The sequence below is a fragment of the Streptomyces sp. NPDC058663 genome (assembly GCF_042716745.1).
Taxonomy (GTDB): Bacteria; Actinomycetota; Actinomycetes; order Streptomycetales; family Streptomycetaceae; genus Streptomyces.
On record NZ_JBHXRV010000001.1, the window covers coordinates 218,139 to 234,214 of the forward strand.

Sequence of the window (16,076 nt, forward strand, 5' to 3'; positions counted from 1 at the left end):
GAGCCGACGCGGTGGCCGAGACCGTGGCCGCGCAGCGGCCGTGGCCATGACCGCGCGGCGGCCGCGGCCCCCCGTGGCTCCTCAGCCGATGTTGTCGACGGCCGCCTTCGCCCGGGACAGGGTCTGCTGGGCGGTGCCGTCGTTCTTCTCCAGCGTGGACTTCAGCAGCCGGATGATGGAGCGGACCTCGTTCGAAGCGCGGTTCCAGCGGAGTTCCTTGCCGTGGTACTCGTCCGAGACGCCGTCGGCCTGGAAGTCGGACATCGCCGCCTTCACCTGCCGGTCGCGGTCGCTGATGACCTGTTCCAGACGGCCGATGACGGCCTGGATGTTGAGCTGCGCATCCGAGGAGGCAGTGGTGTCGTAACTGTTGCGGTCCGTGTTGCCGGCCATGCTTGAGTTCTCTCCCCGTGGGTCAGCGGCCGCCGAAGCGGGCGGCGTCGAAGTTGGCGGCGGCCATGGTGGAGCGCGCGTTGTCCGCGGCCTCGCCCTGGCCCGAGGTGAAGGCGCTGTCCATTCCGGACTGACCGCCCAGGATCGAGGAGAGCGAGCTGTTCAGCGCCGCCGTGATCTCGTCCGAGTTGGTCTTGAACCGGTCGAAGGCGACCTTGCCCGCGCCGTTGAACCTGCCCTCCAGCGGCTCCGCCGCGGTGATCAACTGCTGGATCAGCGTGCCGAGATCCACACTCGATCCTTGCGAGTCCTTCACCAGTCCCGTGAGGACCGTCGACCCCATGTCGAACTTCATCGGAATTCCACCCCCGTGCACTCGTCGATCGTCCGGATCGCTGCCGGACCCCCTGCGACCTCACACCAGTCACGTATTGCACACACGTCACTCATGCCACATGATCGTTGATCACGCTCGCATGCCGTCGCCACCCTATGCAATCCCTTGCAGAACGGAAGTTGGTGACGCTCACCACGCGAGCGTACCCACCCGGCAGAAGCGCGGGATCCCCCCGGTGGTCCGAAATGCGCAGACTGTACGGGGTGTTGCCTGAGGCACCGCACCCTCGTTGTACGGCGCCCTCACGAATGATTTATGTTGCAGAGGCGAAGTGAAGGGATTCTGCAACGGGGCGGGGCGGCTGCATGGCCAGGGATTACGACAGTCAGCTGCTGGAGTCCGTTTCGGTACGCAGGCGCCGGTTGCGGGACGCCCTGCTCTTCGGTGCGCAGCGGTCCCGGCGCAGTGCGGACGAACGGCTGGGCAAGGTGTTCGCCGGGATCGCCATCGCGGCCGTGCTGTGCGCGGGCTGCATCGGCTGGTCCTTCATCCAGCACACCCTCGCCCAGCAGAAGGCCGAGCAGCAGAAGCAACAGCAGCGGCAGGAGCAGCAGTTCAGGTGACGAACACGGCAATGACCTCCCGCGCGCAGCTGAGCCGGGTGACCCTGGTGGGCGAGCGGCGGCGGGCGGACACCGTCCTGCCGTCCGACACCCCGGTCGGCCTGCTGCTGCCCGACATCCTCCAATTGCTCGACGACCGGGCTGCGTCCCGGCCCATGACCCGGCAGCTGGTCACCGCCGATGGCGGGGTGCTGCCGCCCGACAGCACCCTGGCCTCGGCACGCATAGCGGACGGCGCCGTACTGCGGCTGGTGCGTGCGCACGCCGCGCCCCCGGCGCCGATCGTGCACGACGTCACCGACGAGGTCGCCGACGATCTCGACCTGCGGGCCTGGCGCTGGCGGCCCGTGGCGCGCCGGTTCAGCGCGGGGGTGGCCACGGTCGCCTTCGCGGTGATCGCGGCGCTGCTCGCGAGGGGTGAGTTCGCCCCCGGGCCGGTGGCCCAGGTGCTGGCCTGCGCGGCCGTGCTGTTCGCCGTGCTGGGTGCCGTCGTCGGCAGGACGGGCAAGGGCGGCAAGGGTCTGGTGACGGCGCTGCTCGTCACGTCCGGTGTGCTCGGCGTGCTGGCGGCATGGACGGCTGCGGACGCGTACGCCTGGGGCGGGACGGCCCGGCTCGCGCTGGCCGCCGTCGCGCTGGTGGTCGCGCTGTTGCTGCTCGGGGTGTTCTCGCCGCTGGGGCGGGGAGGGCTCGTCGGAGCCGGGGCGGCCGCGGTGCTGACCGGTGTCTGGCAGGCCGTCGCGGCCGTGCAGGACGATCCGGCGAAGCTCGGCGCGGTCATGGCCGTGGTGTCCGTGGTGCTGCTCGGGATGCTGCCGCGGCTGGCACTGATGGCGTCGGGGCTGACCGGTCTGGACGACCGGCGCTCGGCGGGCAGTTCGGTCAGCCGTCATCAGGTGGCCGGTGCGCTGGCCGCCACCCACCGCGGTCTGGCGCTGGCGACCGTGGTGCTCGCGGGGTCGGCGGCCGGAGCCGGCTGGCTGCTCACGCTGACCGCCGTGCCGACGTACTGGACGGTGCTCCTCGCGGTGTGCACCACCCTGGTGCTGCTCTCCAGGGCCCGGGCCTTCCCGCTGGTCGCCGAGGTGGTGGTGCTGTTCGTCGCCGCCGGGGTGCTGGCCGTGCGGCTGGTGATGCTCTGGATGCAGCACACGCAGGGGGCCGGGCCGCTCCTGGTCCTGTGCGCGGGCGCGGTGCTGCCGCTGCTCGTGCTGACGGTGCAGCCACCGGAGCATGTGCGGGTACGGCTGCGCAGGGGCGCCGACCTCGTCGAATCGATGGGAGTGGTGGCGCTCTTCCCGCTGGCCGTCGGGGTCTTCGGGATCTACGGGCAACTGCTGAACAGATTTTGACATCGGCTTCGTCGGCTCCATCGGATTCACCGGATTCACCGGATTCATCGGATTCATCGGCTTCGTCCGAAGCGGGCTCCGGGCGAGGTCACATCGGTGGCGGGTCACCAGCGGCGGCGGGGAGAAGGACGGACATGCCGAACGGCAACAACTGGCAGGGCGATGTACTGCGTGACCTGAGAGCCGGAGGCACGGGAGAAACCTCCGCGCCCGGCCAGGAGCAAGCACCGCGAGCAGGAGCAGGAGCAGGAGCGGGAGCAGGTACGGCCCCGACTGCGACGGCCTCCACCGGCACGCCCCGCCCGGGCACGCCCCGCTCAGGCACGCCCCGCCCAGGCACGGCCCGCACGGACGCCGCCCCCGCCCTGGACGCGCCGACGGCTTCGGCAACGTACGCCCAGAGTCCCCTGTCGCACGCCCAGAACCAGGCCACCCGTTACGTCCCGCAGCCGCACCCGCCGACCCCGGAGTCCCGGCCCGCCGTGGAGAAGGCGCTGGCCGCCGCCGGGCGCAAGCCCCGGCGGGGCGAGCCGGTGCTCGGGCGGGCGCTGCGGGCGGTGCGGCGGACCGTGGCGTCCTCGGCGGCGGCCGAGGTGACTCAGGCCGCGCGGACGGCCGAGGCGTTGCAGCAGCCGGTGATCACCGGGCGGCAGATCGTGGTGACGTCGATCAGGGGCGGCGCGGGCAAGACCACGCTCGCGGCGCTGCTGGGGACGACGTACGCGCACTACCGGCAGGACCCGGTGCTGGTCCTGGAGGCCGATCCGGCGCTCGGCACGCTGCCGCTGCGCCTCGGGGTGGAGTCGCTGCGCTGGACCGCCGGGGACCTGGCCCGGATCGTCCAGCCGCAGATGTCGCTGCTTGACGTGACCGGCTATCTGGTGCAGCTGCCGGACAACGCCTGGCTGCTGCCGGGCAGCCGGGGGCAGGTCGGGGCGATGCTGGACACCCCCACGTACGAGAAGGTCATGGTCTCGCTGCGCCGCTACTTCGGGGTCACCGTGGTGGACTGCGAGACGCTGCCGGCCGAGGTGGCCCGTACCGCTTTGTCCGCCGCCCAGGCCCGGGTGGTGGTGGTGCCCGCCACCGTCGAGGGCGTGGCCAGTACCCATTCCGTCCTGCGGTGGATGGCGACACTGCCCCCGCACGTGGTGGCGAACACGGTCGTCGTGCTCACTGAGTCCACGCCGCACGCCGGTGTCGACACCGGCCGGGCAGCCAAGGAGCTGGAGGGTCTCGGTGTCCGCGTCCAGCTCCTGCCGTACGACCGGCACTTGGCGGGCGGCGGTGCGATCCGCACCGAGCTGCTCGCGCGCTCCACCCGTCAGGCCGCCGCCCGGATCGCCGCCGAGGTCCTCCAACTCTCCCGGAGCCGGCGCTGAGCAGGGGCCCACACCGGTTCCGGGCCGGGCAGAACGTTCAGCACCGGGCCAGGAAGAACGCCCAGCACCGGGCCGGGCAGAACGTTCAGCACCGGGCCAGGAAGAACGCCCAGCACCGGACCACGCCCCACGCCGAGCACCGGACCGCCCTCGCCACGACGACGCCCCGGGCCGGAGCCGCCCTCCGATGACGACGACCAGGACCGGACCACGATGACCACCCGACTGATCCACCGCCCCGCCAGGACCACCCGGCCGCCCGTCGCCACCCCGGCTCGCAGCATCGAGGCCCCGCCCAACCTGCCCGAGGGCAAGATGGGCAACATCGCCACCTCGTTGCTGCCGGTGGCGGGCGTGATGTCGTCCGTGGTGATGATGACGGTGCTGCGCAACAGCCAGTTCGCGGCGATCGGGGCCCTGATCCTGGTGGTCACCGTGATCGGTTCGATCGCCCTGGTCTTCTCACAGAAGGGCAAGGCCCAGCGCACCCGGCGCACCCAGCGCGAGGCCTATCTGGAGTACCTGGAGGATCTGCGCGAGGAGCTGGTGGGCGAGGAGCGCGAGCGGCGGGAGCGGGCCCGGGTGCTGAACCCGCCGCCGGACGCCCTCTACGACCTCCTTCGCGATCCGGCCCGGCTGTGGGAGCGGCGCCGCGTCGACAGCGACTTCCTGCAGGTCCGCCTGGGCACCGGGGAGATGCCGGTGCGCGACCTCGCCCTGGCCGAGCAGGGGTCGTCGGTGCTGACCCCGCCCGACCGCTTCATGCTGAACGAGGCTTCCGCGCTGATGGGCCGCTTCTCCTCCGGCAGCGAGCTCCCGCTGACCGCCCCGCTGGACCGGGCCGGCAACATCAGCGTGATCGGTCCGCGCGAGGACTGCCTGCGGGTGGTGCGCGCCCTGCTCGTGCAGACCGCCGTCAGCCACGCGCCCGACGACGTGGCACTCGCCCTGTCCGTCCCCGAGGAGCAGGTGGCCGACTGGGAGTGGGTCAAGTGGCTGCCGCACGTACTGGACGCGGAGAGTTTCGACGGTCCCCTCGCCGCCCGCCGGATCGCGTCCTCCCCGCAGCGGCTGGCCCGGCTGATCGGCCATGCGCTGCGCCGCCGTGCGTCCTACGCCGCCGAGGTGCGCCGCGGTCTGTCCGGAAAGGACGCCCTGGCCATGACGTCGCGCCTGCTGGTGGTGTGCGACGGGTACGGCGAGGACGCGGTGGAACTGCCGCGTCCCGACGAGGCGGTGGGCCTGCGCGAGATGGGGGTGAGCGTGCTGCACCTGCTGGCGGAGCGGGTGCAGGAGCCCGGCCAGGTCTCGGTACGGATCACCGTGGACGGCGACAGCGTGACCATCGAGGACCTGCGCGGGCCCGAGCCGGTCCTCGCGTACGGCACCGCGGACGAGGTGAGTCTGCCCGCCGCCGAGGGCCTGGCCCGGATGCTCGCCCCGCTGCGGCTGTCCGCCGAGTCCCTGGCGGATGCCCCGCTGTCGGGTCCGGTGGACTTCGCCGGGCTGCTGGGCGTCGACGACGTGGCCGACCTGGATCTGGACCGGCTGTGGGCGCCGCGTGGTGAACGCGCGTTCCTGCGGGTGCCGATCGGCGTCAGCGACTCCCACGAGCCGGTGCTGCTCGACCTGAAGGAGTCCTCGGAGCTGGGCATGGGTCCGCACGGTCTGTGCGTCGGCGCCACCGGCTCCGGCAAGTCGGAACTGCTGCGCACCCTGGTGCTGGCGCTGGCCGCCACGCATCCGCCCCAGGACCTGGCGCTCGTCCTGATCGACTACAAGGGCGGTGCGACCTTCGCCCCGTTCGCCGAACTGCCGCACGTGGCCGGAGTGATCACCAATCTGGAGAACCAGGTCGGTCTCGTCGAGCGGGTGCACGCCTCGCTCGCCGGCGAGGTCAAGCGCCGTCAGCAGGTCCTCAAGGACGCGGGCCACGTCGCCGACATCGGTGACTACGCGGCGCTGCGCGCGGGCGAGCGCCCGGACCTCGACCCGTTGCCGCACCTGTTCGTGGTGATCGACGAGTTCGGTGAACTCCTCACGGCCAAACCGGACTTCATCGACCTCTTCCTGTCCATCGGCCGGATCGGCCGCTCCATCGGTGTCCATCTGCTGCTCTCCAGCCAGCGCATCGAGGGCGGCAAGCTCAAGGGGCTCGACACCTACCTCTCCTACCGGCTCGGGCTGCGCACCTTCTCCGCCGAGGAGTCGCGCACCGTGCTGGACACCACCGACGCCTTCCATCTGCCGCCGTTGCCAGGCTTCGGCTACCTCAAGGTAGACACCTCGGCGTACGAACGCTTCAAGGCAGGCTATGTGTCGGGCGCCTACCGGGGCCCGGTGCTGCGGGAGAGCGAGGACACGGGGCCGCTCGCGCTGGGTTACGAGGCCTTCAACACGCTCGGCGAACCCGACGCGGGAGCCTCCGCGCAGGAGCCCGCGGTACGCCGACGGGAGAGCGGACCCACGGAACTTGCGGTGATGGTGGCCCAGTTGACGGGTGCCGCCGATCCGGTCCGCCGCATCTGGCTGCCCCCGCTGCCCGAGGCGCTCACCCTGGACCGGGTCGCGGGCCCGCTGGAGGTCGGAGCCCGGGGCATCCAGCTCTCCCGGCGGCGCGGTCCGCTCCAGGTCCCGATGGGCCTGCTCGACGATCCGGCCAAGCAGTGGCAGGGCCCGTGGTACGTGGACCTCACCGTGGCGGGCGGCCACGCCGCGCTCATCGGCGGCCCCCAGTCCGGCAAGACCACCTGGCTGCGCACCCTCGCCCTGTCCCTGGCACTGACCCACACTCCGCAGGAGGTCGGCATCTACGGCCTGGACCTGGTCGGCGGCGGACTGACCGCGCTGAGCGGGCTGCCGCACGTCGGCGGCATCGCGGGCCGCGCCGACCGCGAGCGGGCCGCCCGTACGGTCGAAGAGGTCCGCACCATGCTCGCCGAGCGCGAGGAACTCTTCCGGGAGCACGGCATCGACTCCGTGGAGCAGCTGCGCGACCTGCGCGCGGCCGGCCGCCACCCGGAGCTGCCCTGCACCGATGTGGTGCTGCTCATCGACGGATTCGGTGCGCTGCGCGACGACTTCGAGGCACTCGACGACGCGGTCACCGATCTCCTCAAGCGCGGCAGCGGCTACGGCATTCACGTGGTGGCGGGGATGCTCCGCTGGAACGACGTGCGGATCGCCACCCAGTCCGCCTTCGGTACGCGCGTGGAGCTCCGGCTCAACGACCCGTCCGAGTCCAGCATCGACCGCAAGCTCGCCGAGACCCTCTCCCCCGACGAGCCCGGCCGCATCCTCACCGACACCAAGCTCTTCGCCCAGACCGCCCTGCCCCGCACGGACGCCACTGCCGACACCGTGGGCCTGGGGGGCGTACTGGAGCGCGCCACCCACACCCTGCGGGCCACCTGGACGGGTGAAGTCGCCCGGCCGGTACGAGTGTTGCCGCATCTGCTGGAGCCGCATCTGCTGCCGGGGCCTGCCGCCGAGCCGAAGCGGGTGCCGTTCGCCCTGGACCAGGGCGCCCTCTCCCCCGTCCTCCTCGACCTGTTCGGCCGCGACCAGCACCTGCTGATCATGGGTGACAGCGAATGCGGCAAGACCAATCTGCTGCGTGTCGTCGCCGACGGGCTGATCGAGCGGTACGGCGAGGACGACCTGGTCTTCGCCGTGATGGACCCGCGGCGCTCGCTGCGCGGGGCGATCCCGGAGGAGTACCGGGGCGGCTACGCGTACAACACGAAGCTCTGCGCCGCCCTGTCGGCCGGCATCGCCACCGAGCTCGCCAAGCGGATGCCCGACGAGAGTGCGGACAACGAGGAGACGGAGCCGGGCAACTGGGGTTCGGGGCCGCGGATCGTCGTCCTCGTCGACGACTACGACATCCTCACCACGGCCGGTCAGCAGCCGCTGGCCGCCTTCCTTCCCTACCTCCCCTCCGCCGCCGACATCGGCCTGCACTTCGTTCTCACCCGGCGGGTCGCGGGTGCGTCCCGGGGGCTGTACGAGCCGGTGGTGCAGACCCTGCGCGAGAGCGGCGCCGCCGCCCTGGTGATGTCCGGCGACCGCGGCGAGGGGCAGCTGTTCTCCGGCGTCTACGCGTCGGCTCAGCCCACCGGGCGGGGAGTGCTGGTACGGCGCGGGGAGCCCGCGCGGCTGGTCCAGACGGTACGGGCGGCCGGCTGAGCGTCCGTACGAAGCGCCGGGCCGCGTAACGGCCCGTACCCCCCAGCACCTGGCCGCACGAACCACTCACCCCCGCACCCGCACCCGCACCCGCACCCGCACCCGCACCCGCACGACAAGGATTCCCTCGCATGACCACGGACGTCGTCGCCCTCACCCCGAAGATGCCCGACCCCTGGAGCGTGCTCGCGGGGCTGCTCGCCGGCGGCCCGGACCGGCAGGTGCGCCCCACCGGGGACGGGGCGGTCGTCCAGCTCTGCGACGAGCGGGGCCGGCCCCTCCTGGCCGTCGAGGCGCCCCTGCTCATCCAGGTCGAGGGCGAGGCGGAGCGGCTGCTGGGTGCCGAGGCTCCCCCCGTGCCGTTCTGGTGGACGGAGGCGCGCGCCACCACGGGCGTCCCGGAGGCGGAGGACCTCGCCGGAACCTTCGCCTCCCGCATCGCCGCCCTCAACCGGGGCAGCGTCTGGCCCCCGGGCGCGGCCCGCTCCCTCGACGTGGTCCCTCCGGCCGTCACCGCGGGAGGCGAGGACACCGGCCCGGCGCTGGCTCCGGCCGACGCCCAGCCCGCCGTGGACGTGCTGACCGATCAGGTGGCCGTCGTCATCCAGGACCGCCCGGTCATCGCCATGACCGCCTGGCTCTCCGGTGCCCTGACCGCCACCGCCGCCGGGGGCCTCGGGCTGCAGATCGTCACCCCGCCGGGCACCACCCTCTCCCCTGCGGTCCGCCCTCCCCTGAGCCGTGCGCCGTCGCGCTGGGTGGTCCAGGACGAGGAGTGCGGGTACTACGACGGCCTGACCGGGGCGGTGCTGCACTGGCACCAGGGCATGTTCCGGCCGGTACCCGGCGAGGACGAGCAGTCGACGCCGGTCGCGGACACCTTCCGCGAGGTCACCGAAACCGCCGAGCGCCAGCTCACGCTGACCTTCCGGACCGTCCACCCCGCCGACGAACGGCTCGTCCTCGGCGGCCCCCTGGAAGCGGTCTTCCACGCGCTCACCGGCCGGGCCCCGGCGGGCTGGGGCACCGCCGAACCCGCCAACACCCCGTGGTCCCTGCGGCAGTTGACGGACCTGGCGCGCGAGCGGGCACCGGAGCCGACCTGGTTCGTGGTGACCGGCGTCCCGGACCGGCCCGCCCTGGCCACCCTGCGCGTCCACCGCACCACGGCGGGTGTCGAACAGGACGTGACGGTCACCTTCGGCTACGGCACCGGCGAACACCCCCCGCTGGAGGCTCTGCCCGCCGCCGCAGAGGCCCTCGCCACCCGCCACCACCTGGTCTCGATGCTGGCCCAGATCCGCAAGGCCCCCCGCGATCTGGCCGTACGCCCCCGCTTCGAGCCGCCGGGCGTCCCGGCCGGTTTCGCCCTCGGCGCCGACGAGGTCCGCGCGATGCCCGGCGACCGGGCCCGCCGTACGCCCCTTGCCGCCGCCCCCGTCCCGCTGGGACCGGCGACCCGCCACGGCCTGTACTACCCCTTCGGCGCCGACCCCGGCGACCTGTCCGGCTGGCAGGACTTCGCCCGGCTGACGGAGCACCTCAAGGGCGAATGACGCCGGGACGGCGACTTACGCCCGCGAACGGCCCGGCGCTGCCGCTCACGTCAGCCGCCGCTGCCCCTGCCTCAGTGGGAGGCAACCGGCAGCACGTCCGGCGACAGCACCCCCGTCTGCGCCGACGCGCTCGTCATCCGCCTGCGGTGGTGCCGCCGGCACAGCACCTCGTACCCGACCTCCACCGCGGGCCTGGCCACGTCGCCCACCACGACCTGCTCGCCCTCGACGACCATCTCGCCGCCGACCGTACGGGCGTTGTGCGTGGCCCGCGCCCCGCACCAGCACATCGCCTCGACCTGCAGCGTCTCCAGCCGGTCCGCCAGCTCGATCAGCCGCTGCGAGCCGGGGAAGAGCCGGGTGCGGAAGTCGGTGGTGATGCCGAAGGCGAACACGTCCAGGTCGAGGTCGTCCACGACCCGGGCGAGCTGGTCGATCTGGTCCGGGGCCAGGAACTGGGCCTCGTCCACGATCACGTAGTCGACCCTGCTGCCGCGCGAGAGCTGGTCAACCACGTACCCGTACAGCTCCATGCCAGGGGCAGCCTCGACGGCTTCCGTCACCAGGCCGAGACGCGAGGAGAGCTTGCCCTGGCCGGCCCGGTCGTCACGGGTGAAGATCAGACCCTGCAGTCCTCGCGCGGAGCGGTTGTGGACGATCTGGAGTGCCAGGGTCGACTTCCCGCAGTCCATCGTTCCGGAGAAGAAGACCAGCTCGGACATGAGGAGTTGAGCCTTTCGGGCGTGGAAGGGTCGGGGGGAGGCGTTACGAGCGTACTTCGAGGAGCGGAACATGCTGCTCGATGGGCGTCATCGAGCCGTGCATGCCGGTCATCGAGGACTCGCCCGGCTCGTTGCGCGAGGCGGTGATCACCACGTCCGCGTGGGCTGCGGCGACGACGTCGCCGATGCGGCCGCGCACCCGGTCCTCGACGTGCGGGCCGAACCAGCCCAGCTCGATGGCCTCGTCGCGGCTCGCCACCCAGAACTGTTCGCCGAGCACCTCGCGCCAGACCGTCAGGACGTCCGAGGAGGCGCCCGGGACGGCGTACACGTGCCGGGCGCGGCCCTCGCCGCCGAGCAGGGCGACGCCCGCGCTCAGCTCCCAGTCCTCGTCGAAGTCGATGCGCGACTCCTCGTCGAAGGGGATGTCGATCATGCCGTGGTCCGCGGTGACGTAGAGGGCACTGCGCGGCGGGAGCTGCTCCGCGAGGCGCTGTGCGAGGCGGTCGACGTACATCAGCTGACCGCGCCAGGCATCGGAGTCGACGCCGAAGCGGTGGCCGTTGCCGTCGACCTCGCTGTAGTACGTGTAGACGAGCGAGCGGTCCCCGGCGGCCAGGTGCTGGGCGGCGAGGTCCATCCGGTCCTCGCCGGTGAGCCGGCCCTGGAAGGTGCCGCCGCTCAGCGCGACCTTGGTGAGCGGGGTGTGCTGGAAGTCCGGGGACGACACCTGCGCGGTGTGCACGCCCGCCGCGTCCGCGAGCTGGAAGACCGTGGGGTGCGGCTGCCAGACGTGCGGCTCGCACCAGGGACGCCAACGCAGCTGGTTCATCAGCGCGTTGGTGTCCGGGTTGCGGACGGTGTAGCCGGCGAGGCCGTGGCCGCCGGGGGTGAGTCCGGTGCCCACCGAGGCGAGCGAGGTCGCCGTGGTGGAGGGGAAACCGGCCGTGAGGGGCCGGCCCGTGCCGCCCCGGGAGGTGCCCAGCAGGGAGTGCAGGTACGGGGCTTCGTCCGGGTGGGACTTGATCTGCTCCCAGCCGAGGCCGTCGATCAGGAACACGCAATTCCGGTCGGCGGGGGTCAGCTCGCCGATGGCGGCGTGCGTGCCGGGTACTTCCATGCCTGCGGCCAGGGTGGGCAGCAGGTCCGCGAGGGAACCCGAGCCGTACTCCGGGACCGGTGCGCTGTCGAGGGCGAGGGGGACGGGGTCCTGCCAGGCGGCGGGCAGCGCCATCAGCGGGCGGCGGAGCCGGTCGCGGCGGTCGCCTCGGACAGCGCCTGGGCGAAGACCAGGGTCTGCTTCACGGTGTCGGGGCCGTCGCCGGCCTCGCTGACGCGCAGGCTCAGGTCGTCGGCGGTGGAGTTGCCGGTGTAGCCGTGGTCGGCGTCGCAGTTGGGGTCGCCGCAGGCGGCGGGCTCCAGGTCGAGACGGGCGACGGCGCCCCAGCCGATGGTGAGGACGACCTCGCGCGGCAGCGTGCCCGGGACGTACTTCTCCGGGTTGGCGACCACCCGGCTGACCACCACCGAGGAGATCCGGCCCAGCTTCACGGACTCGGTGGAGGTGGTGGCGTAGGGCGTCGGGGAGCTGGTGTCGGCGTTCTGCTCGTCGGTGTGGCTGACGATGAAACGGGTGCCGGTGAGGACCAGGACGGTCACATGACGGCGGACCTCGTTCGAGTCGAACGTGGTCTCCTGATGCACGAGGTACGAAGAGACGGGCTCCGAGCCGACAGCGGCCTCCACCGCTTCGGCCACAAGAGCCGGGTAGTAGCCGCTGCGCTCGATCGCCGCGCGCAGCCCCTGGGTCGTCGTACCGGTCTTAGCCATGCCTTCCATCCTACGGGGCCCGGGAGCCCTGATGTCCCTTGAGCTACGGACGGCCCGTGCGGCTCAGTAGCTCGGCAGCCGGCGGGGCCCGAGGTCGTCCCGTACGGCGGGCGGCGCGAGGCGGACGGTGGCGCCGAGCACGGACAGCCCGTCGGGGGCCACGACCACGGGTTCCAGGGCGACGCCGACCACCTCGGGGTGGTCGTCGACCAGCCGCGAGACCCGGAGCAGCAGTTCCTCCAGGGAGCGGGTGTCCACCGGGGCCGAGCCGCGCCAGCCGAACAGCAGCGGGGCGGTCCTGATCGACCTGATCAGCTCGGCGGCGTCCCGGTCGGTGGCCGGTACCAGCCGGTGCGCCACGTCCCCGAGCAGCTCGGACGCGGCTCCGGCAAGACCGAACGACAGCACCGCCCCGGCCGCCGGGTCGATGCTGGCCCGTACGACCGTGTCGACGCCGCGCGGCGCCATTGCCTGGACGACGAGCGACAGCTCCTCGGGTTTGCCGAGCGCGTCGGTCAGCTCGGCGTACGCCCGGCGCAGGTCGTCCTCGTCGGCGAGGTCCAGCCGTACGCCGCCCAGGTCGGGGCGGTGGCGCAGGTGCGGGGCCGTGGTCTTGAGCGCGACGGGGTAGCCGAGCCGGCCGGCTGCGGCCACGGCCGCGTCGGGGCCTGGTGCGGGCAGTGCGTCGCGCACGGCGATCCCGTACCGCCCGAGCAGCTCGCGGGCGGCGTCCGCCTTGAGCGGCAGGCCGCGCGGGTCTCCGTCGGCGGTCAGCAGCGCGTCGATCTGCGCGGCCGCCCCTGCCTCGTCGATGTCGTCGTACTCGGGCACCTTCCCCGGCTCGGCGGCCTCCCGCCGCCACCGGGCGTAGCGGACCGCCTCGGCGAGCGCCCGCACGGCCCGCTCGGCAGCCGGATAAGCCGGAATCCGCCGCAGCCCCCCACCGGACCCCCCGCCCACCCCGCGTACCTCTGCCGCCGCCCTGTGGGCAGACGCCACCCCTTCCCCCGCCGCCGCCCTGTGGGCGATCGGGCCGCCCTGAGGGGCGGAACGGGTGGGCACAGGGCGGCCCCCCGGCGGAGCCGCACCCTGCACCACCGCCCCACCCCGGCCCGCCTCGTCCCGGTCCGCTCCACCCCGGCCCATCCCGGCCCGGTCCGCCCCGGCCCGGTCCGCCGCACCCCGCCCCGCTTCCGCTCCCGCTCCCGCACCCCTCCCCGGCCCCGTACTCGCCGCCACCGCCAGCGCCTGAGCCAGCTCCCCCATCTCCACGTGCACCACCGCCACCGGCTTCTCCGCCGTCGCCGCCGCCTCGTGCAGCGCCGCGGCCAGGACCTCCCCGTCCCCCGACTCGGTGGTCCCGTTGTCCCCCACCCACGGAATGGCGGTGACCACCACCGCGTCGCACCCGGGGTCCGCCAGCGCGGCGGCCAGCGCCTCCCTGAAGTCGGCGGGCGTGGCGGCCGTGGTCAGATCGCGCGGCGGCAGCGGACGCAGCCCTTCCGCGAGGCAGGCGTCGTACGTGAGCAGCCCGAGGGACTCGGAGTTGCCGAGGATCGCGGTGCGCGGGCCGCGCGGCAGGGGCTGGTCGGTCAGCATCAGCCCGGCGTCGACGAGTTCGGTGACGGTGTCGACACGGATCACTCCGGCCTGCCGGAACAGCGCCGAGACCGTGGCGTCGGGGATGCGCGCCGCGGGCACCGCGTGCCCCGGCGGGGTGCTCCCGCTGTGCCGTGCGCCCTTGACGACCACGATCGGCTTCGCCGCGGCGGTGCGGCGGGCCAGCCGGGTGAACTTCCGCGGGTTGCCGATGGATTCGAGGTAGAGGAGGACGGTGTCGGTGTCCGGGTCCTCGTAGCAGTACTGCAGGAAGTCGTTCCCGGACACGTCCGCGCGGTTTCCGGCCGAGATGAAGGCCGAGACGCCCGCGCCGCGCCGGTGCAGCCCGGACAGCAGCGCGATGCCGATCGCTCCGGACTGCGCGAAGAGCCCGATCCGGCCGCGCGTCGGCAGTTGCGGCGCAAGTGAGGCGTTGAGGCGTACGAGATCGGAGGTGTTGATGATGCCGAAGGCGTTCGGGCCGATGATCCGCATCCCGTACGAGCGGGCCCTGCGGACCAACTCCCGCTGCCGCTCGCGCCCTTCACCGCCGCTCTCGGCGTACCCGGCGGCCAGGACGATCAGCCCGCGCACCCCGCTCTCGCCGCAGTCGGTGACGGCCTCGGGAACCTTCTCCGCCGGTACGACGAGGACGGCCAGGTCCACCGCCTCGCCGATCTCCGCGACGGACCGGTACGCAGGTGCCCCGTCCAGCTCGGTCACGTCCGGCGGCAGGGCCGCGTTCACCGCGTACGTGCGCCCGGTGAATCCGGCGGCGAGCAGGTTGCGCAGGACCGTGCGGCCCACGCCTCCGCTCGCCCGGCCCGCGCCGACCACGGCCACCGAGCCGGGCGTCAGCAGCCGCTGCACGGAGCGCATTTCGGCCCGGTGCTCGCGGGCGCGCTGCACGGCCAGGGAGCGGTCGGTGGGCTCCAGGTCGAATTCGAGGCGCACCACCCCGTCCTCGAAGGAGCGCTGCTGCTGATAGCCGGCGTCCGTGAACACCTTGATCATCTTGGAGTTGGCGGGCAGCACCTCGGCGACGAAGCGCCGGATGCCCCGTTCGCGGGCCACCGCCCCGATGTGTTCGAGGAGGGCCGAGGCCACACCGCGCCCCTGGTGGGCGTCCTGCACGAGGAAGGCGACCTCGGCCTGGTCGGCGCCGGGCCCGGAGGCGGGCATTCCGTCGGCGTCGATGCGGTCGTAACGGACGGTCGCGATGAACTCTCCGCCGACGGTGACCGCGAGGCCGACCCGGTCGATGTAGTCGTGGTGCGTGAAGCGGCGCACGTCCTTGGCGGAGAGCCGCGGGTAGGGCGCGAAGAAGCGGTAGTACTTCGACTCGTCGGAGACCTGCTCGTAGAAGCTGACCAGCCGCTCGGCGTCCTCGGTGGTGATGGGCCTGATGCGCGCGGTCCCGCCGTCGCGCAGCACCACGTCTGCTTCCCAGTGGTCCGGGTACACGAACTCCGGGGCCCCGGGGCCCGCGTCCTGCTTCGCCTGATCCGCATCGTCCGCAGCCATGCCCATGGAGGCAGCCTACGACTCGCGGGGCCGGAGAGTGCGGGGCAGTCTGGTCCTGTTCCGGGTGGAGCGGCGCGGTCGGCAGTACTCCGCACCGGGGCTTCCGGCAGGACGTGCGGCGGGATCTTCGCCGAGGCTTCCGCCGGGCAGAGCAGCCCGCACCACATGAGAGACTGGTCTAGACAACCAAGCATGAACACGAAGGGCTACACCATGGTTGAGCGCCGCGTCACCGTCGGCTGGGCCGAGGGCCTGCACGCCCGCCCCGCCTCCATCTTCGTCCGCGCCGTCACGGCCACCGGCGTCCCCGTCACCATCGCCAAGGCGGGCGGCAACCCGGTCAACGCCGCTTCGATGCTGGCGCTGCTGGGCCTGGGCGCGCAGGGCGGCGAGGAGATCGTGCTGGGGTCCGAGTCCGCCGACGCGGACGCCGCCCTGGACCGCCTCGCGAAGCTGGTCGCCGAGGGCCTGGACGAACTCCCCGAGACCGTCTGACCCCCGCGGCCTCCAGAAGGCCGCGCCCGTACGGGCGAATCTCCGCGGCAGCCGCGGTTCCCAGCACCGGGAGCC

At 72.9% G+C, this 16,076-nt stretch carries 12 protein-coding genes; 6 read left to right on the forward strand and 6 right to left on the reverse strand.

Going from position 1 to position 16,076, the window contains the following annotated elements:
- Nucleotides 1-81: 81 nt before the first annotated feature.
- Both ACFWVV_RS00880 and ACFWVV_RS00885 read right to left on the reverse strand, forming a co-directional pair.
- Entirely contained in the window at nt 82-393 is a 312-nt protein-coding gene (locus tag ACFWVV_RS00880) for a pore-forming ESAT-6 family protein (RefSeq protein ID WP_384343784.1), read from the reverse strand.
- Nucleotides 394-415: 22 nt separating this feature from the next.
- Nucleotides 416-748: a hypothetical protein gene (locus ACFWVV_RS00885; protein WP_384343781.1), complete on the reverse strand. Its 333-nt coding sequence runs from the start codon at nt 746-748 to the stop codon at nt 416-418.
- A 347-nt stretch (nt 749-1,095) separates the two neighbouring features.
- Here ACFWVV_RS00885 and ACFWVV_RS00890 point away from each other — a divergent pair, with 347 nt between their 5' ends.
- The 5 genes from ACFWVV_RS00890 (at nt 1,096) to ACFWVV_RS00910 (ending at nt 9,831) form a co-directional block, all read left to right on the forward strand.
- Entirely contained in the window at nt 1,096-1,353 is a 258-nt protein-coding gene (locus ACFWVV_RS00890) for a hypothetical protein (RefSeq protein WP_384343778.1), read from the forward strand.
- Nucleotides 1,354-1,364: 11 nt separating this feature from the next.
- Nucleotides 1,365-2,705, forward strand: a complete 1,341-nt coding sequence (gene eccD, locus ACFWVV_RS00895; RefSeq protein ID WP_384344139.1) for a type VII secretion integral membrane protein EccD — start codon at nt 1,365-1,367, stop codon at nt 2,703-2,705.
- A 134-nt stretch (nt 2,706-2,839) separates the two neighbouring features.
- Complete coding sequence (locus ACFWVV_RS00900; protein ID WP_384343776.1) at nt 2,840-4,087, forward strand: MinD/ParA family protein; 1,248 nt, start codon at nt 2,840-2,842, stop codon at nt 4,085-4,087.
- Nucleotides 4,088-4,300: 213 nt separating this feature from the next.
- On the forward strand, nt 4,301-8,275 hold the full coding sequence (gene eccCb, locus ACFWVV_RS00905; RefSeq protein ID WP_384343773.1) for a type VII secretion protein EccCb: 3,975 nt from the start codon (nt 4,301-4,303) through the stop codon (nt 8,273-8,275).
- Nucleotides 8,276-8,406: 131 nt separating this feature from the next.
- Complete coding sequence (locus ACFWVV_RS00910) at nt 8,407-9,831, forward strand: DUF6177 family protein (protein WP_384343770.1); 1,425 nt, start codon at nt 8,407-8,409, stop codon at nt 9,829-9,831.
- Nucleotides 9,832-9,902: 71 nt separating this feature from the next.
- Here ACFWVV_RS00910 and ACFWVV_RS00915 read toward each other — a convergent pair whose 3' ends face one another.
- The 4 genes from ACFWVV_RS00915 to ACFWVV_RS00930 form a co-directional block, all read right to left on the reverse strand.
- Nucleotides 9,903-10,553: a thymidine kinase gene (locus ACFWVV_RS00915; RefSeq protein WP_384343767.1), complete on the reverse strand. Its 651-nt coding sequence runs from the start codon at nt 10,551-10,553 to the stop codon at nt 9,903-9,905.
- Between the two features lie 43 nt (nt 10,554-10,596).
- Nucleotides 10,597-11,787: an alkaline phosphatase family protein gene (locus ACFWVV_RS00920; RefSeq protein ID WP_384343764.1), complete on the reverse strand. Its 1,191-nt coding sequence runs from the start codon at nt 11,785-11,787 to the stop codon at nt 10,597-10,599.
- Nucleotides 11,787-12,383 (reverse strand): DUF5998 family protein, encoded by a 597-nt coding sequence (locus tag ACFWVV_RS00925; RefSeq protein ID WP_384343761.1) that lies wholly within the window; start codon nt 12,381-12,383, stop codon nt 11,787-11,789. The genes ACFWVV_RS00920 and ACFWVV_RS00925 overlap by 1 nt, the downstream gene beginning before the upstream one ends.
- Before the next feature lie 63 nt (nt 12,384-12,446).
- Nucleotides 12,447-15,512, reverse strand: a complete 3,066-nt coding sequence (locus tag ACFWVV_RS00930; protein WP_384343758.1) for a GNAT family N-acetyltransferase — start codon at nt 15,510-15,512, stop codon at nt 12,447-12,449.
- A gap of 207 nt (nt 15,513-15,719) precedes the next feature.
- Here ACFWVV_RS00930 and ACFWVV_RS00935 point away from each other — a divergent pair, with 207 nt between their 5' ends.
- Entirely contained in the window at nt 15,720-16,001 is a 282-nt protein-coding gene (locus ACFWVV_RS00935) for an HPr family phosphocarrier protein (protein ID WP_384344136.1), read from the forward strand.
- The last annotated feature ends 75 nt before the right edge of the window (nt 16,002-16,076 follow it).